We start from the raw sequence: 19103 nt of genomic DNA, 5'->3' as shown, positions 1-19103 counted from the left end.
TAGCATAACGCCGCCCCACAGGCGGCTAGACCTGCTCCAGCATCAACCCCGAGATACGCCGGACCTTACGCATCACCGCCTCTTCGAAAATACCCTGGCGCGGCTCGATCAGGCTGAAGCAGTGCTTGGCGCGCGTGATGCCGGTGTACACCAGCTCCTTGGTCAGCACCGGGTTCAGGGCATCGGGCAGTACCAGGGCGGTATGGCTGAACTCCGAGCCCTGGGACTTGTGCACCGTCATGGCGAACACCGTCTCCACTTCGTTAAGGCGGCTGGGCAGGACGAAACGCACACCGCCACTGCCGTCGTTACGTGGGAAGGCCACGCGCAACAGGGGCTGGCCCTGTTCATCCGGCAGGTACAGGGCGATCCCGATGTCGCCATTCATCAGCCCCAGGCCGTAGTCGTTTCGCGTCACCAGGACTGGACGCCCCTCGTACCAGGGCTGCTGGCTATTGATCAGCCCTGCATTGTGCAGCACGCGAGTCACCCGCTCGTTCAACCCTTCCACCCCCCAGGCGCCCTTGCGCACCGCGCACAGCAGCTGGAAGTCCTCGAAATGCTGCAGCACCTTGCTCGCCCATTGCTGCCAGCGTGGGTCGTCGAAGGCGGTGCCTGGCGCGGGGCGAAAACGCCCGATGGCACGCAGGTAGTGACGGTAACCGTGTGGCCCCTCCTCGCCCCGGTTCAGTCCATCGAGCAACAGGCGGTCGAAGGCACGATCCTGTTCACCGCGCAGGGCAAGGCCAAACACGTCCGCCGGTGGCAAGGTCAACAAGTCGCGCGCAGCTTGCGCCTCCTGGCGGTTGACCAGACGAGCCAGTTGGCCGATACCACTGCCCTCGCCGAAGCGGCGGGAGAAACGCAGCATCACCACCTGCTGGGCGAGTGGGTTGCGCTGTGCATCACCGGCCTTGAGACCGCTGTTGGCCAGCGATTGGCCGCCCACCTGCTCAAGCCAGGCTCGGGTTTCAGGCGAATAGCAGCCCTCCTCCGCGTCCCGGCACAGGTCACCCAGCACGGCACCGGCCTCGACCGAGGCCAGCTGGTCCTTGTCGCCCAGCAGAATCAGGCGGGCCCTTGGCGGCAGGGCATCGAGCAGGTTAGCCATCATCTCCAGGTCGATCATCGAGGCTTCATCGACCACCAGTACATCCAACGGCAACGGATTGGCGCTGTGATGACGGAAATGCCGAGACCCTGGGCGACTGCCCAGCAAGCGGTGCACCGTACTCACGTCGGTGGGAATCTGCCCGCGTACCTCGGCGCTGACCTGCAGCCGCTCGACCTGCTGGCCAATGGACTCGGTCAGGCGAGCAGCGGCTTTGCCGGTCGGCGCGGCCAGGCGGATGCGCAGAGGCCGGCCCTGCTCGACCGCCGGAGCCTGCAGCAGCGCCAGCAGGCGCACCACCGTGGTTGTCTTGCCGGTGCCGGGGCCGCCAGTGATGATGCTGAAGCCTGCCCGCGTGGCCAGGGCACACGCGAGCTTCTGCCAGTCCACCTGGCCTGCCGGTGAGCCACCATCGAACAACTGGGCCAGACGTTCGGGCAGTTCATCGGGCGATACCTCGCCGCGGCCCAGGCGTTGGCGCAGCGTCTGGTCGATCTGCCGTTCGTAGCTCCAGTACCGGCGCAGGTAAAGGCGCTCGCCACTGAGTACCAATGGACGCGAACGCTGCTCATGACTATCGCCGGCGGCCACCAGTAGGCTGGCGGCGATACGTTGGCGCCAGGTAGAGAGGTCCAGATTCGCCAGCAGTTGCGAGGGTAGCATCAGCGGACCGGCCAAGGCATCGCCTTCGGGCGGCAGTGACAGGGCGAAGTCCGGTTCGGCCAAGGTCTGCTGCAAGTCCAGACAGACATGGCCATGGCCCAGCTGATGACTGGCCAGCGCCGCCGCCAGCAGCAACAAAGGATCACTGCCCGGCGCCCGCTCTTCGAGAAACGACACGAACGCGCGGTCCAGGGCGCGTAGCCAGCCCCGCTCTACCCAACGGTCGAGCAATTGCAACAGGTCGTTGCTGTCACGTTGCGGCGCCAGTGCCTGCAGGTGCTCGGCATCCAGCGGCGTGGGCAAAAGATCGTCAAGGCTTCGGCTCATGGCGCGACTCCGGCAAACAGGTCCTGCTGTTCGGGTTGGTGAACGCCACGGAACAGGGCATCCAGCGCGTCGATCAGCACTCGGGGAGGTTTGGCGAAGTACACGCCGTGGCCGCTGCTGGCTCCCCGCAGGAAAATGAACAGTGCACCGCCGACATCGCGGTCGTAGTCGTAGTCAGGCAGTCGTGCGCGCAACTGGCGATGCAGGGCCAGCAGGTACAGCACGTATTGCAGGTCATAACGGTGCTCCAGGATGGCTTTTTCCATGGCCATGCCGTCATAGGCCTGGATGTCGGGACCGAGCCAATTGGACTTGTAGTCCGCCACGTAATAGCGGCCATCGAGCTCGAAGGCCAGGTCGATGAATCCTTTGAACATGCCATTGAGCAGCGTCGGCTGGGCAGCCGGACGGCCAGCACCGGGGTGCGTGTAGCGTGCCACCAGGCGGTCAAGCTGCTCGGCGTCGACCTGGTGGCTCGCGAACCAGAACTCCATCTCGATCTGGTAGTGCCGCAACTGGGCGAGTGACAGCGTCGCATCGCCACCGTCGATCGACAGCGGCTCGGTCAGCAGCCGCTGCAACCACTGGCTCAAGGCCGGAATCCAGCCGGTCCAGTCTCGCCGATTGCAGCGTTGGCCCACCGTGCGTTCGAGCAACCTGGGGTTGGCGCTGACCTCGGCAAAGCCCTCGCGACCGGCCCATTCGAGTAGGCCATGGAGGAAGGTGCCGGGGTTCGGTCCGCGGGGGAAGCGGTGGATATCCCCCCCTTCGGCTGGCACTTCACGCACCCGTTGGGCATCGACGGCTTCATCATCGAGCAGTTGCTGAGCCAGGGAGCTATCTGCCCCCAGGGTTTGTTCGCCAACCCGCAGCGCACTGTAGGAAGCGATCCACCAATGCTCGGCCGCGGCCCGACGCGGTTTGCGCGCCGGCACCATTTCTTGCTCGCTGCGCGGTGCGCTGTACAGCGTTTCATCGACTTCAGGAGGGCTGGAGCAGACGATATGGCGGCAAGCCGACGCCAATGCCTGTAACCAGTCCGCCAACAGTTCAGAGGTGGGAAGCGCCAGCCCGCCGCCGAGCAAGTAACCCAGCGCCGAACGGTGCAACTGCGAGCTTTTCTGGTTGCCACGCTTGAGATCGGCAATACCCAGCCAGCAGGCATGCTGGGCGCGGGTGAGGGCCACGTAGAGCAGACGCAGGTCCTCGGCGAGGCGTTCGTCGTCGGCCTGAGCTATCTGTTCTGGGGTGGGCGTCAAGGTCAGGTGGGCGTTGCCCGCGCCGTCGTGCCAGGCCAGCGGCAGTCGTGAGCCATCCACCGGTTTGCTGGTGCAGATGAACGGCAGATAGACAAGCGGATACTCCAGGCCCTTGGACTTGTGAATCGTGACTACCTTGACCAACTGCTCATCGCTTTCCAGACGCAGAATTTGCTCCTCGCCGGCCTGGCCCGAATTGGCCAGGTGCTCGGCCAGGTGACGGATCAGCGCCTGCTCGCCATCCAGTTCGGTGGCGGCCTGTTGCAGCAGCTCGGCCAGGTGCAGCAGGTTGGTCAGTACACGCTCGCCGTCGGTGCGGCCAAGCAAGGTTCGGGGCAGCTCGAAGTCGTGCAACAAGTGGCGCAGCATCGGCAGCACGCCCTGGCGCTGCCAGAGTTCGCGGTAGTGACGAAAACGCATCACCCAGTCTTCCCAGACCCGCTCATCCTGGTTGAGCTGGTCCAGCCTGGCCAGCGGCAGGTCGAGGGTGAGGCTGGCCAGGGCAGCCTTGAGCAGGCGCTCGGAGTCCGGCTCGGCGCAGGCCTTGAGCCAGGCCAGCAGGTCATGGGCTTCCTGGGCGGCGAACACCGAGTCCTTGTCGGACAGGTACACACTGCGCACGCTGCGCGCCGCCAGTTCGCTGCGAATCAACTGCGCTTCGTTGCCGTCGCGCACGAGGATGGCGATATCCGAAGGCAGGCAGGGACGCCAGTCGCCATCCCCCTTACCGAAGCCGATCGTGCCCTGCTGGCCGCCGTTGAGCAGGGTCACGATGTGGCTGGCGCAGCTGGCCGCAAGTTGCTGCCGGTAGAGCGTACTGGAGATCGGTTCGTCACGCTCCAGTCGCCAGCAATGCAGTGCCGCGCATGGCTGGCCATCGACGAGCAATTGCTCGCTTCGACCTTTGGCCTTCACCTCTACGAAGGGCAATGGGTTGTCATGCGCCTCGCGGAACAGGAACGCCCCTCGCCCCTGCGTCCGGCCTTCTGCCTGGAGGAACACTTGGTTGACTGCCGCGACCATGGCCTGGCTGGACCGGTAGTTGGTGTCCAGGCTATGCAGTCGGTCGGCGGTGGCACGTCGGGCAGTCAGGTAGGTATGGATGTCGGCGCCGCGGAAAGCGTAGATCGCCTGCTTGGGGTCGCCGATCATGAATAGACCGGTTTCCCGGCGATTCTCGGTAATCCGGTAGATGCACTCGAAGATGCCGTACTGCACCGGGTCGGTGTCCTGGAACTCGTCGATCAGCGCCACGGGGAACTGCTCGCGTATCAGTCCCGCCAAGCGCTCACCAGCCTCGCTCGTCAATGCCTGCTGCAATCGCGTCAGCATGTCGTCGAAGCCCATTTCCGCACGGCGGCGCTTCTCCACTTCAAAGCGTGCCGATACCCAGCCCGCAGCCTGTTCCAGCAAGCGTGCGTCGGGACTGGCCAGGGCCTGCAATTGCTGCTCAAGCGACTGCATGGCATCCAGTCCGGGATGCGCCGGAGGCGCGCCCGACTTCCAGATCTCGGCCATGCCGTCTGGGGTGAGGCGTGTGAAACCGGTGCCCAGTTCCAGCTCCGCGAGCTGATCGTCGCTGGCCCAGGCACGCAGCTTGTCGAACCAGGGGACGAAAAACCGCGCCTGTAGTTTACGTCCGTCGACCTGCTTGGCAGCGACGGCATCCTGGCAGAGCTGCTGTAGCTCGTCGGCCCATTGCGCCCAGGGCGCCTTGAGTTGGCGCAGCTGTTCACCGCGCTGGCGCAGCGCAGCCTCGATCAACGCTTGTGGCTCTGGCCCGTCCAGGTCGATGGCCACTCGCCCGAACAGCGGACGAATACGGGGAAGCAGCGCGTCCGGGCTGCCCCAGTGGTCGCGCACCCAGGCCAGTGCTTCGCCCTGCATGGCGTAGCAGAAGCGTCGCCAGTAGTCGCGCATCACTTGGCCCAGCAGCTCGCTGTGGTCGGTCTCCAGGCTCTGCGTGAACAAGCTTCCACTGTCGAAGGCATGCTCGCGCAACATGCGCTGGCACCAGCCGTGAATGGTCGATACCGCGGCTTCATCCATCCACTGAACGGCGATTTCCAGACGGCTGGCGCAGCGCGGCCAGTCGTGCTCGGGGTAGTCGTCACGCAGCTGCTGCAGCAGCGGATCGGCGGCGGCCAGTTCGCCCCGGAAGAAGCGTGCAGCCTCGGCCAGGCGGGCACGAATGCGCTCGCGCAACTCCTTGGTGGCGGCATCGGTGAAGGTCACCACGAGAATTTGCGGTGGCAGCAGTTCGCGACCAAAGCCTTGTTCGCCGCCGTGGCCGAGGATCAGGCGCAGGTACAGTGCGGAAATGGTGAACGTCTTGCCCGTACCGGCACTGGCCTCGATCAGCTGGCTGCCATGCAGGGGAAAACTCAATGCCAGAGGTCGAACCTGGGTCATGCGCCACTCTCCGGGTTACCCAGGGTTTGCCAGGGTGCGGTAAATAACGGTCGGTACAGGGTCTCGCACCAGCCCTCGAAGGTCTCGTCGGCCATGAGTGCGGCAAAGTCGCGGAACTGGCGCGCCAGGGCGAGGCTTTCGCTGCGTTCGCCAAAGCTGGTTCGGCCATCCCCTTCATAGGCACGCTCAGCGGCGGCCAGGGCCTTCTCCGGGTCTTCCTGGGCGAGCCAGGCGAACGCTGTCTTGGCGGCCACCGGCAGCGGTGCGTTCATCGCCGCCTGGCGTGCCACGAGCAGGTGGCCAAGCAGTTTGGCGGCATCCGCCTGTGGCAGGGGCGGCAGCAGCAGGGTCAGGTCACTGGCCACCACGGCACTGTTGAGCGGATAACCGGCAGCGCAGGCTGCCAGGTGCATCACCCAGCTTGCCGTGAGGCGGTGCCACTTGAAGTTGTTGCGCCCGGCACTGATGGTATTGGGTACCGTGGTGACGCTAAGTAGGCTCTGGTCATCGGCCTGGTATACGCGTCCCAACCAACCCTCGAGGCGATGCTTACCCTGCTCGAAATGAATTGGTAGCGCCCCCTCAACCAAGGTTGGCCAGCGTTGCAACAGTTGTCGGTGACGTTGCAAAAGATCAGGCAAGGGCTCGATCAAGTCGGCCTGCAGCAGTTCACCGAAGCCCGCCAGAGGCAGCGCCCCACAGGCCTGCAGACGACGGGCCTGGGCGTGCAAGGCCTGCTCGGCGTGGTCGGGATCGGCCAGCGCGGCGCCCAGCAAGCTTTCGCTGGCGCTGTAGCGTTGCAGGGTGTCGAGCACGAACGGTTCCTCATCTGGGGTTGGTGCTTCCAACGCCTCGAAAAACACTTTCAACCGTTGGCTGAAGAAATGCCGGACCGGGTGACGCAAGAAGTCCTGCAGTTGCATCAGCGTCAGGGCCTCCTCATTGTCATAGGGCGCCAGTGCGTCGCTGAGTGGCACCTGTTCGACTGCCTGATGCAGCACCTGCCACTCATGGGCATAGCTGAACAATGCACTGCCCTTCTGGAAATAACGCCAGCTGAACGGCTGCAATGGATGCTCCTGGGTCAGGGCATGCAACAGTTGCTGGCCGGGGTCTTGCTGTTCGCCATCCTGGGCACCGAGCAGGCGCCAACCGGCCGCAAGGTGGTCACGCAACTGGCCAATCAACACCGAGGCTGGCCGCTCGCTGTTGTCGCGAATGCTGCGACCGACCCAACTGACATACAGCTGGTCCTGAGCCGAAAGCACGGCTTCGAGCAGTAGGTAGCGGTCGTCTTCACGGCGGGAGCGGTCACCTGGACGGTAATCGCTGGCCATCAGGTCGAAGTCCAGGGGTGGCTGGGCGCGCGGGTAATCGCCATCGTTCATGCCCAGCAGACAGACTACGCGGAAAGGAATGGCGCGCATGGGCATCAAGGTGCAGAAGTTCACCGACCCGGCGAGAAAACGCTGAGACAGCTTGCCCTGGTCGAGACCGGACAGCCAGGCCTCGCGCACGACGGTAAGCGGCAGCAAATCCTGCAGCCCCACGGTTTCGCAGACTTCGAGCCAGCTGTCGCGCAGCTCCTGCAATTGCATCAGGAGGAATTCATCGTGTTCTTCCTCTGCCAGGAAGAATACCTGCAACAGCGCGTGCAGACGCTCGCCCCACTGCGCGGCGGTAGCGGGTTGGCGCAAGGCTTCGCAGGCCACGTCCAAGGCCTCCAGCAGCGCCACCAATGGGCCGATCAAGGCAGCGTCGAGGCCGCCGATCTCATCGTAGGGCTCGATGCCGTCGCAGCTCTCACCCACGCCGACGGCATAGCCCAGCAGCATGCGGCGCAAACCAAATCGCCAGCTGTTCTGCTCCAGGCCTTCCGGCAACCCCAGCGAGGCCCTTTGCTCGGCACTCAAACCCCAACGAATACCGGCACCCTCGATCCAGCGATGCAGTGTCGGCAGGTCGCTCTCACGGATGCCGAAACGGGCGCGAACGGTCGGGACATCCAACAGATCGAGTACTTCACTGACGGCGAAGCGGCTGTCGGGGAGCTTGAGCAGGTATTCGAGGGCGATCAGCAGTGGGTCACGACCACGCTGCCCCTGATCGGTGAGGGTGTAGGGGATGTAGCGGGGATCGTTACGCTGCAGTTGACCGAACACAGCGCGAATGTGCGGGGCATAGGTGTCGATTGCCGGGAGCATGACGATGACGTCACGTGGCCTCAGGGTAGGGTCGGCGCTGAACCGGGCAAGCAACTGGTCATGGAGGATCTCGACCTCACGCTGGGGGCTATGGGCCACGTGGAAACGCACCGAACGATCCTTGCCAGGGTCGACTTGTGGCCACCGCTCGCGGGTTTCCGCGAGCGGACGAAGTTCGAGAATGTCGTCCTGCAACTGGTTGAGCAATGTAGTGGGCGCGCCGTCGCTGAACAGGTCGATACGCCCATCGCTGAACACGCCCCGGTAGCTGCCAGGGTCGTCGTAGCTGTCGAGCAGGTTGATGTAGTCGCGGCCCTGCTTGCCCCAAGCGGCAAGCAGGGGATGGGCATGCTGATGCAGCGATTCATCATCCAGTTGCAAGGGCATGCCCTGCTTGCGCTGCTGGCGCTTGTACTGATGACGCAGCAGGTCCTTGTCGGCGACGATATCGGCCCAGTGGTGACGACATGGGTTGTGCACACAAAGCAAGACCTGACTGAAACGGGCCAGGCCGGCCAACGCCTCCAGTGCCTGGGCAGGCAAGGACGAGATACCGAACACGATTACCCGTGAAGGCAGGCCCGCCGGTGCGTCTTGAAGTTGGTTGATACGCTCGATGAAGCGTTGGTGCACTCCGGCACGGCTCTGGGCCATGCCTTGCTCGCCGACATCTTCCAACAGCGCTCGCCACAGCTCGGCTTGCCAACGATTACCGGGGGCCAACGGTTTGCGTTCGCCACGGGCGGTGTTGAGTACATGCTCACCGGCAGCCCAGTCCTTCAGCCAGTCGGCGCGGTAGACCTGGTATTGGTCGAACAGGTCGGCAAGGCGTTCCGCCAACTGATAACGCTTACGCAGGTCGCTGTCGTCGGTGAGGAAACGGCGCAGCGGCTCGAAATGGGGACGTTCGATCAAGGCGGGAAGCAAGCGCATCAGGCGCCAGGTCAGCGGGGCCTTGTCGAGCAGGGATACCTCGGGGATTTCTTCGCGCCCCAGTATGGCCCGGTACAACTGCCACATGAAACTGCCAGGTAGTTGCACGTCAATGGCGGCCGCGATGCCACAACCTCCTTGATCGTCGTCCTGCGGGTCCTCAGCCAGGGCCAGCTTGAGCCACTGCGCGATGCCGTTGCTTTGCACGAGGGCGATTTCGTTTTCCAGTGGCGCCAGCGGGTAGCGCCGCATCCAGCTCACCACCAGGCTTCGCAGGTCATCCAGTCGGTTGCCGTGGACGATCATGAAGCCGGGATGAAGTGGGGTGCTGTTAGCCATTGAGCGTTCTCTGGTAACTGGTCGGTTCTGGTGCGGAACCATATCACGGGGCAGACACCGAAATGTGTCGCAGTCGGTTGTGCGACAGCCCTTGAACTGGGGGGCGCGGTGCGCCAGAGCAGTAGTGTTCTGCGCCAGAAAGACAAAACCCCTACCTGCTCGCGCAGATAGGGGTTTTGCGAAATGAATCTTGACGATGACCTACTCTCACATGGGGAAACCCCACACTACCATCGGCGATGCATCGTTTCACTGCTGAGTTCGGGATGGGATCAGGTGGTTCCAATGCTCTATGGTCGTCAAGAAATTCTGTTGCCAGAATGTCGTGTAAACACTCTTGGCCAATTCGGATATGTGAATTTGTGGTCTTGCGAACTTTCGGTCGTTTCGTCTTCACCACCGCAATCTGCGTCGGCAAATTGCTTGGGTGTTATATGGTCAAGCCTCACGGGCAATTAGTATTGGTTAGCTCAACGCCTCACAGCGCTTACACACCCAACCTATCAACGTCGTAGTCTTCGACGGCCCTTTAGGGAACTCAAGGTTCCAGTGAGATCTCATCTTGAGGCAAGTTTCCCGCTTAGATGCTTTCAGCGGTTATCTCTTCCGAACATAGCTACCCGGCAATGCCACTGGCGTGACAACCGGAACACCAGAGGTTCGTCCACTCCGGTCCTCTCGTACTAGGAGCAGCCCCTCTCAAATCTCAAACGTCCACGGCAGATAGGGACCGAACTGTCTCACGACGTTCTAAACCCAGCTCGCGTACCACTTTAAATGGCGAACAGCCATACCCTTGGGACCGGCTTCAGCCCCAGGATGTGATGAGCCGACATCGAGGTGCCAAACACCGCCGTCGATATGAACTCTTGGGCGGTATCAGCCTGTTATCCCCGGAGTACCTTTTATCCGTTGAGCGATGGCCCTTCCATACAGAACCACCGGATCACTAAGACCTACTTTCGTACCTGCTCGACGTGTTTGTCTCGCAGTCAAGCGCGCTTTTGCCTTTATACTCTGCGACCGATTTCCGACCGGTCTGAGCGCACCTTCGTACTCCTCCGTTACTCTTTGGGAGGAGACCGCCCCAGTCAAACTACCCACCATACACTGTCCTCGATCCGGATAACGGACCTGAGTTAGAACCTCAAAGTTGCCAGGGTGGTATTTCAAGAATGGCTCCATGAGAACTGGCGTCCCCACTTCAAAGCCTCCCACCTATCCTACACAAGCAAATTCAAAGTCCAGTGCAAAGCTATAGTAAAGGTTCACGGGGTCTTTCCGTCTAGCCGCGGATACACTGCATCTTCACAGCGATTTCAATTTCACTGAGTCTCGGGTGGAGACAGCGCCGCCATCGTTACGCCATTCGTGCAGGTCGGAACTTACCCGACAAGGAATTTCGCTACCTTAGGACCGTTATAGTTACGGCCGCCGTTTACCGGGGCTTCGATCAAGAGCTTCGCTTGCGCTAACCCCATCAATTAACCTTCCGGCACCGGGCAGGCGTCACACCCTATACGTCCACTTTCGTGTTTGCAGAGTGCTGTGTTTTTAATAAACAGTCGCAGCGGCCTGGTATCTTCGACCGACATGGGCTTACGGAGCAAGTCCTTCACCCTCGTCGGCGCACCTTCTCCCGAAGTTACGGTGCCATTTTGCCTAGTTCCTTCACCCGAGTTCTCTCAAGCGCCTTGGTATTCTCTACCCGACCACCTGTGTCGGTTTGGGGTACGGTTCCCAGTTATCTGAAGCTTAGGAGCTTTTCTTGGAAGCATGGCATCAACCACTTCGTCGCCTAAAGGCAACTCGTCATCAGCTCTCGGCCTTAAGATCCCGGATTTGCCTAAGATCTCAGCCTACCACCTTAAACTTGGACAACCAACGCCAAGCTGGCCTAGCCTTCTCCGTCCCTCCATCGCAATAACTGGAAGTACAGGAATATTAACCTGTTTTCCATCGACTACGCTTTTCAGCCTCGCCTTAGGGACCGACTAACCCTGCGTCGATTAACGTTGCGCAGGAAACCTTGGTCTTTCGGCGTGGGAGTTTTTCACTCCCATTGTCGTTACTCATGTCAGCATTCGCACTTCTGATACCTCCAGCAAGCTTCTCAACTCACCTTCACAGGCTTACAGAACGCTCCTCTACCGCGTCATCAAAGATGACACCCGTAGCTTCGGTGCATGGTTTGAGCCCCGTTACATCTTCCGCGCAGGCCGACTCGACTAGTGAGCTATTACGCTTTCTTTAAAGGATGGCTGCTTCTAAGCCAACCTCCTAGCTGTCTAAGCCTTCCCACATCGTTTCCCACTTAACCATGACTTTGGGACCTTAGCTGACGGTCTGGGTTGTTTCCCTTTTCACGACGGACGTTAGCACCCGCCGTGTGTCTCCCATGCTCGGCACTTCCAGGTATTCGGAGTTTGCATCGGTTTGGTAAGTCGGGATGACCCCCTAGCCGAAACAGTGCTCTACCCCCTGGAGTGATACATGAGGCGCTACCTAAATAGCTTTCGAGGAGAACCAGCTATCTCCGAGCTTGATTAGCCTTTCACTCCGATCCACAGGTCATCCGCTAACTTTTCAACGGTAGTCGGTTCGGTCCTCCAGTCAGTGTTACCTAACCTTCAACCTGCCCATGGATAGATCGCCCGGTTTCGGGTCTATACCCAGCGACTAAACGCCCTATTAAGACTCGCTTTCGCTACGCCTCCCCTATTCGGTTAAGCTTGCCACTGAATATAAGTCGCTGACCCATTATACAAAAGGTACGCAGTCACCTAACAAAGTAGGCTCCCACTGCTTGTACGCATACGGTTTCAGGTTCTATTTCACTCCCCTCTCCGGGGTTCTTTTCGCCTTTCCCTCACGGTACTGGTTCACTATCGGTCAGTCAGTAGTATTTAGCCTTGGAGGATGGTCCCCCCATGTTCAGACAAAGTTTCTCGTGCTCCGTCCTACTCGATTTCATTGATAAGAGATTTTCGTGTACGGGGCTATCACCCACTATGGCCGCACTTTCCAGAGCGTTCCACTAATCTCAAATCAACTTAAGGGCTGGTCCCCGTTCGCTCGCCACTACTAAGGGAATCTCGGTTGATTTCTTTTCCTCAGGGTACTTAGATGTTTCAGTTCCCCTGGTTCGCCTCTTGTACCTATGTATTCAGTACAAGATAACCAGCTTATGCTGGCTGGGTTCCCCCATTCAGAGATCTCTGGATCACAGTCTGTTTGCCGACTCCCCAAAGCTTATCGCAGGCTACCACGTCTTTCATCGCCTCTGACTGCCAAGGCATCCACCGTATGCGCTTCTTCACTTGACCATATAACCCCAAGCAATCTGGTTATACTGTGAAGACGACATTCGCCGAAAATTCGCATGTTGCTCAATTAAGAGCAGAACTCACAAATTTTACCTTAGCCTGACATCACACCAGTGAAAGTGCGTGTCAGTCTATCTATCACATATCCGAATTTTTAAAGAACGATCTGACAAAAGTCAGAAATCAACATTCGATCTGAATGTTCATTTCTAAGTTCTGAGCAGCTGTACAACCTGAAAGAGTGGTGGAGCCAAGCGGGATCGAACCGCTGACCTCCTGCGTGCAAGGCAGGCGCTCTCCCAGCTGAGCTATGGCCCCGTGTGTTCTAGGCCGCACCAAGTAATTGGTAGGTCTGGGCAGATTTGAACTGCCGACCTCACCCTTATCAGGGGTGCGCTCTAACCAACTGAGCTACAGACCTATAACAGGGTCGCGTTACAGCATCGTCTTTATACAAAGAATCAAGCAATTCGTGTGGGAGCTCATCAGCAGGCTGATGTCGTCGATTAAGGAGGTGATCCAGCCGCAGGTTCCCCTACGGCTACCTTGTTACGACTTCACCCCAGTCATGAATCACACCGTGGTAACCGTCCTCCCGAAGGTTAGACTAGCTACTTCTGGTGCAACCCACTCCCATGGTGTGACGGGCGGTGTGTACAAGGCCCGGGAACGTATTCACCGCGACATTCTGATTCGCGATTACTAGCGATTCCGACTTCACGCAGTCGAGTTGCAGACTGCGATCCGGACTACGATCGGTTTTGTGAGATTAGCTCCACCTCGCGGCTTGGCAACCCTCTGTACCGACCATTGTAGCACGTGTGTAGCCCAGACCGTAAGGGCCATGATGACTTGACGTCATCCCCACCTTCCTCCGGTTTGTCACCGGCAGTCTCCTTAGAGTGCCCACCATAACGTGCTGGTAACTAAGGACAAGGGTTGCGCTCGTTACGGGACTTAACCCAACATCTCACGACACGAGCTGACGACAGCCATGCAGCACCTGTGTCAGAGTTCCCGAAGGCACCAATCCATCTCTGGAAAGTTCTCTGCATGTCAAGGCCTGGTAAGGTTCTTCGCGTTGCTTCGAATTAAACCACATGCTCCACCGCTTGTGCGGGCCCCCGTCAATTCATTTGAGTTTTAACCTTGCGGCCGTACTCCCCAGGCGGTCAACTTAATGCGTTAGCTGCGCCACTAAAATCTCAAGGATTCCAACGGCTAGTTGACATCGTTTACGGCGTGGACTACCAGGGTATCTAATCCTGTTTGCTCCCCACGCTTTCGCACCTCAGTGTCAGTATCAGTCCAGGTGGTCGCCTTCGCCACTGGTGTTCCTTCCTATATCTACGCATTTCACCGCTACACAGGAAATTCCACCACCCTCTACCGTACTCTAGCTCGCCAGTTTTGGATGCAGTTCCCAGGTTGAGCCCGGGGCTTTCACATCCAACTTAACGAACCACCTACGCGCGCTTTACGCCCAGTAATTCCGATTAACGCTTGCACCCTCTGTATTACCGCGGCTGCTGGCACAGAGTTAGCCGGTGCTTATTCTGTCGGTAACGTCAAAACAGCAAGGTATTAACTTACTGCCCTTCCTCCCAACTTAAAGTGCTTTACAATCCGAAGACCTTCTTCACACACGCGGCATGGCTGGATCAGGCTTTCGCCCATTGTCCAATATTCCCCACTGCTGCCTCCCGTAGGAGTCTGGACCGTGTCTCAGTTCCAGTGTGACTGATCATCCTCTCAGACCAGTTACGGATCGTCGCCTTGGTGAGCCATTACCTCACCAACTAGCTAATCCGACCTAGGCTCATCTGATAGCGCAAGGCCCGAAGGTCCCCTGCTTTCTCCCGTAGGACGTATGCGGTATTAGCGTTCCTTTCGAAACGTTGTCCCCCACTACCAGGCAGATTCCTAGGCATTACTCACCCGTCCGCCGCTGAATCAAGGAGCAAGCTCCCGTCATCCGCTCGACTTGCATGTGTTAGGCCTGCCGCCAGCGTTCAATCTGAGCCATGATCAAACTCTTCAGTTCAATACTGCTTGGGTTTTTAAGAAACCCTAAACTTGGCTCAGCAATCTCAAATGACTATGTGATTTCTCGCATGGTCACTTGTGATGCTGATAATCTTTGTGACTATCAGTCCATACTCACAAGCACCCACACGAATTGCTTGATTCGATTTGTTAAAGAGCGTTTGGCTAAGAGCGTTTCGTCTCAACCGAGGCGCGCATTCTACGCTTTCCTCATTTGCTGTCAAGCGTTTATTTTGAAGTTTTTTGCGAGAAACTCGTTTAGCTTCAAACACTTGACTCGCTGCGATCTCTCGTAGCGGGAGGCGAATAATACAGCGTTTTAAAACGCTGTCAACCACCTCTTTCAGCCCTTCCGATTGCTTTCTAAACGCTCAACCTGTTGATTAACAAGGAGTTTTTCGTTTCGACTGCGTCGGAAGTGGGGCGTATTATAAGGGGATTCGAGAGGCCGTCAACCGTTAATGTTCATTTAAATTGAAATAATGGCAAACACGGACCGTATCGAGGCCGCCAGGTGCCCGCCGCGATGCATTCAGCGGTTTGTAGATCGAGCGCCGCCCGCGCGGCGCATCGCGAGCAAGGCTCGCTCCTACAGGTTGTTTTTGGTCAGTAACGCCAGTGGCAGACGCACGCGACCGCCTGGTTTGTACGGTTCGATAACGTGGCGTATACCAACGCGGGCGGCGCTCAATCCCATAGGCGCCAGAACGACCAAGGCAGCTACGCCTCAAACCACCCTGCCCTGCTTCCTGGCGATCCTGGGAAGCACCCGCGACACAGCTGGAATCCGCAGCGCCATCAGCAAGGCGCCTATCGACGCATAGATGGCCCACTCCCTGAGGTCGGAACGCACGATCCAAAGGAAATGCAGCAACCCCAACCCAAGAATCACATACACCAACCTGTGCAGCTTCTTCCAGCGTGCCCCAAGCCGCCGCTGGCTGTAACGGTTCGAGGTGACCGCCAACACCAGCAAGCCAAGAAACCCGAGCGCTCCCACGATAATGTAAGGCCGCTTACGCAGCTCCACCGCCAACTGCGCCCAATCCAGCCCGAGGATAAAGAACAGGTAGGCCAGGATGTGCAGCACGATATAGGCGAACACCCACAACCCCAGCTGCCGCCGAATCACGACCCAGCCCGACCACCCCGATAACTTCTGCAGCGGGGTCATGCCCAGGGTGACCAGCAGGAAGGTCAGCGCCCCGAGCCCCAGGCGATCCATCATGATCTTGCCCGGATCCGGCCCAAGCAGATTCATCGCGGCCTCATACAGCCACCACACCGGAAACAGGCAGCCCACAACGAAAATGGCCAGTCGCAACCAGGGATAACGCATCAATAGTTCTTCCGCAGATCCAGCCCGGTATACAGCGACGCAACTTCGTCGGCGTAGCCATTGAACATCTGGGTTTCCCGCACGTTGGGACTGAACAACCCACTGGGCAGACGCCGCTCACGCGCCTGAGTCCAACGCGGATGGTCGACCGTCGGATTCACATTGGCATAGAAGCCATACTCATCCGGCGCCAACCCTTGCCATGTGGTGCCAGGCTGCTCGGCCACCAGGCTGATGCGCACGATCGACTTGATGCTCTTGAACCCATACTTCCAAGGCACCACCAGCCGCAAAGGGGCGCCATTCTGGTTAGGCAGTTCCCGGCCGTACATGCCAACCGCCAGGATCGTCAGCGGGTGCATCGCCTCGTCGAGGCGCAACCCCTCCCTGTAGGGCCAGTCGATCAGGGCAAAGCCTGAACGCTGCCCAGGCATATGCTCTGGATCGTTCAGGGTTTCGAAGCGCACATAACGCGCCTTCGAGGTCGGCTCGACCTGCTTGAGCAACTGCGCCAACGGAAAACCCAGCCAGGGGATGACCATCGACCAGGCCTCGACACAGCGCAATCGGTAAATACGCTCTTCGAGCTGATAGGGTTTGACGAAGTCTTCCAGCGCATACCGCCCCGGCTTGCCCACCTCACCATCGATCACCACGCTCCACGGCTCGGTCTTCAGGCTGCCACCATTGGCCGCCGGGTCGCCCTTGTCGGGCCCGAACTCATAGAAGTTGTTGTAGTGGGTCGCATCCTTGAAGGGCGTGACCGCCTCATCTTTGACCGTTACCGCCTGCCAGCGTGTAGCTGCAAGCTTCTCGGTGAACCAAGCCGGTGCGGCGCCGGCCTGCACATCGGCATAACGCGAGGCTTCAACCGCGCTGGCCCGGCCCGGCAATGCGCCCAGGGCGAGGCCAGCCAGGGAGCCACCCAGCAGGGTTCGACGGGAAAGGTATACGCCTTCGGGGGTGATCTCCGATGCCTTGCACTCGGAAGACTTGGGAAGCTTGATGAGCATGGTCGGCTCCATAGCACTGGATAGCGGATGTTCCAGTAAGACTATGGAGCCGGAGGGTTATTCCACCATTAAAAGAATGTCACGCTTTACGACGGCGCGCTTTCAACAGGAACTGGATTGGCCCCGAAGCCGCGTAAGCGAGGAAGATCAGCAGCAGGATGCGTGGCGGGTCGCTGAACACCACGGCGAACACCAGCACCACAGCAAGGATCGCCACGAACGGAACGCGTCCCTTGAGGTCCAGCTCCTTGAAGCTGTTGTACTTGATGTTGCTGACCATCAGCATGCCGGCAGCGGCTACCAGCAGCGCGACCAGAAACGACAGTTTCGAGCCCTGGATGCCGTAGTCGCTGAAAGCCCATACGGTACCGGCGACCACTCCGGCGGCAGCCGGACTGGCCAGGCCGATGAAGTAGCGTTTGTCAGCAGTGCCCACCTGGGTATTGAAACGCGCCAGGCGCAGCGCGGCGCCAGCGACGTAGATGAATGCGACCATCCAGCCGACCTTGCCCATGTCGCCCAGCGCCCAGCCGAACGCCAGCAACGCGGGTGCCACGCCAAAGGCAACCATGTCCGACAGCGAGTCGTACTCGGCGCCGAAGGCACTCTGGGTATTGGTCATGCGTGCCACTCGGCCATCGAGACCGTCAAGCACCATGGCAACGAAGATGGCGATGGCGGCAAAGGCAAAATACTTGCTCGCCTCCCGCGGGTCACCGGCACTGAGGGCGCTCTGTGCGCTCATCGAACTGATGATGGAATAGAAACCCGCGAACAGGTTGGCGGTGGTAAACAGGTTAGGCAACAGATAGATGCCGCGATGGCGCACCTTGCGCCCTTCGGCGTCATGCCCTTCTTCAACGTGCTCATCGACAGGTAGCAGGCTTTCGGCGTCGGAGGGCTTGTTCGGCTCTTCGGGACGTTCGCTCATGGAGGGTACCTTGCAACAGGATGGAAAATGTTCGACACGGGCCTGCAAAACAGGTTCTTACAGCAAGCCACTGGTCTGCTTTATACCAGAAGCTGACTGTCGGAACGAAAAAACGCGGCCGAAGCCGCGTTTTTCATCTTTCGATAAGACTTAGTTCTTGGTCTTGTCGACGATCTTGTTAGCCGAGATCCAAGGCATCATCGAGCGCAGTTGCTCACCGATGATCTCGATGCCGTGGGCAGCGTTGTTACGACGCTTGGCGGTCATCGATGGGTAGTTGGTGGCGCCCTCGGAGATGAACATCTTCGCGTATTCGCCGTCCTGGATGCGCTTCAGAGCGTTGCGCATGGCCTTGCGGGATTCTTCGTTGATGACTTCTGGGCCGGTGACGTACTCACCGTACTCGGCGTTGTTGGAGATCGAGTAGTTCATGTTGGCGATGCCGCCTTCGTACATGAGGTCAACGATCAGTTTCAGCTCGTGCAGGCACTCGAAGTAGGCCATTTCCGGCGCGTAGCCAGCTTCGACCAGGGTTTCGAAACCGGCTTTGACCAGTTCGACGGTACCGCCACACAGAACAGCCTGCTCACCGAACAGGTCGGTCTCGGTCTCGTCCTTGAAGGTGGTTTCGATGATGCCGGTACGGCCGCCACCAACGCCCGAAGCGTAGGACAGGGCAACGTTCTTGGCATTGCCGGAGGCGTCCTGGTAGATAGCGATCAGGTCAGGGATACCGCCGCCTTTGACGAACTCGGAACGAACGGTGTGGCCCGGAGCCTTCGGCGCGATCATGATCACGTCCAGGTCGGCACGAGGAACGACTTGGTTGTAGTGGATCGAGAAGCCGTGGGAGAAGGCCAGGGTGGCGCCCTTCTTGATGTTCGGTTCGATCTCGTTCTTGTACAGCTGGCCCTGGAACTCGTCCGGAGTCAGGATCATGACCAGGTCGGCAGCAGCGACGGCAGAGGCAACGTCGGTCACTTTCAGGCCATGGGCTTCTGCCTTGGCAACGGTGGCCGAACCTTTACGCAGACCGATGGTGACATCCACACCGGAGTCTTTCAGGTTGCACGCCTGAGCGTGGCCCTGGGAGCCGTAACCGATGATGGCGACTTTCTTACCCTGAATGATGGAAAGGTCGCAGTCTTTGTCGTAGAAAACTTTCATGGAAATACCCCTGGTTATATCTCGGCCCCCTGC

The 19103-nt window shown here is 59.4% G+C and carries 7 protein-coding genes, 2 tRNA genes and 3 rRNA genes; all 12 read right to left on the bottom strand.

Annotation, left to right across the window (positions count from 1 at the left end; translation table 11 throughout):
- Positions 1-25 precede the first annotated feature (25 nt).
- Positions 26-2101, bottom strand: coding sequence for an exodeoxyribonuclease V subunit alpha (gene recD / locus P3R38_RS03680; RefSeq protein WP_277686833.1), 2076 nt, complete (start codon positions 2099-2101; stop codon positions 26-28).
- On the bottom strand, positions 2098-5772 hold the full coding sequence (gene recB, locus P3R38_RS03675; protein WP_104882175.1) for an exodeoxyribonuclease V subunit beta: 3675 nt from the start codon (positions 5770-5772) through the stop codon (positions 2098-2100). The genes recD and recB overlap by 4 nt, the downstream gene beginning before the upstream one ends.
- On the bottom strand, positions 5769-9248 hold the full coding sequence (recC, locus tag P3R38_RS03670; RefSeq protein WP_277686832.1) for an exodeoxyribonuclease V subunit gamma: 3480 nt from the start codon (positions 9246-9248) through the stop codon (positions 5769-5771). Before recC ends, recB begins: the two co-directional genes overlap by 4 nt.
- 188 nt (positions 9249-9436) lie before the next feature.
- A 5S ribosomal RNA gene (rrf, locus tag P3R38_RS03665) occupies positions 9437-9552 on the bottom strand.
- 130 nt (positions 9553-9682) lie between these two features.
- A 23S ribosomal RNA gene (locus P3R38_RS03660) occupies positions 9683-12574 on the bottom strand.
- A 242-nt stretch (positions 12575-12816) separates the two neighbouring features.
- Positions 12817-12892 (bottom strand) — tRNA-Ala (locus tag P3R38_RS03655).
- Positions 12893-12918: 26 nt separating this feature from the next.
- Positions 12919-12995, bottom strand: a tRNA-Ile gene (locus P3R38_RS03650).
- Between the two features lie 86 nt (positions 12996-13081).
- Positions 13082-14618: ribosomal RNA gene (locus P3R38_RS03645) — 16S ribosomal RNA — on the bottom strand.
- The 16S, 23S and 5S rRNA genes sit together here with 2 tRNA genes alongside, the layout of an rRNA operon.
- 729 nt (positions 14619-15347) lie before the next feature.
- Positions 15348-15959 (bottom strand): protein-methionine-sulfoxide reductase heme-binding subunit MsrQ, encoded by a 612-nt coding sequence (gene msrQ, locus P3R38_RS03640; RefSeq protein ID WP_023378665.1) that lies wholly within the window; start codon positions 15957-15959, stop codon positions 15348-15350.
- Entirely contained in the window at positions 15959-16972 is a 1014-nt protein-coding gene (gene msrP / locus P3R38_RS03635; RefSeq protein ID WP_277686831.1) for a protein-methionine-sulfoxide reductase catalytic subunit MsrP, read from the bottom strand. Before msrP ends, msrQ begins: the two co-directional genes overlap by 1 nt.
- Before the next feature lie 79 nt (positions 16973-17051).
- Positions 17052-17903: a CDP-diacylglycerol--serine O-phosphatidyltransferase gene (gene pssA, locus P3R38_RS03630; RefSeq protein ID WP_003250045.1), complete on the bottom strand. Its 852-nt coding sequence runs from the start codon at positions 17901-17903 to the stop codon at positions 17052-17054.
- 150 nt (positions 17904-18053) lie between these two features.
- Complete coding sequence (gene ilvC / locus P3R38_RS03625) at positions 18054-19070, bottom strand: ketol-acid reductoisomerase (RefSeq protein WP_023378663.1); 1017 nt, start codon at positions 19068-19070, stop codon at positions 18054-18056.
- Positions 19071-19103 lie beyond the last annotated feature (33 nt).

The organism is Pseudomonas sp. NyZ480 (assembly GCF_029537255.1).
GTDB lineage: Bacteria > Pseudomonadota > Gammaproteobacteria > Pseudomonadales > Pseudomonadaceae > Aquipseudomonas > Aquipseudomonas taiwanensis.
The sequence above is the reverse complement of the archived record's forward strand: the minus strand, read 5'-3'. Positions and strand labels throughout refer to the sequence as shown.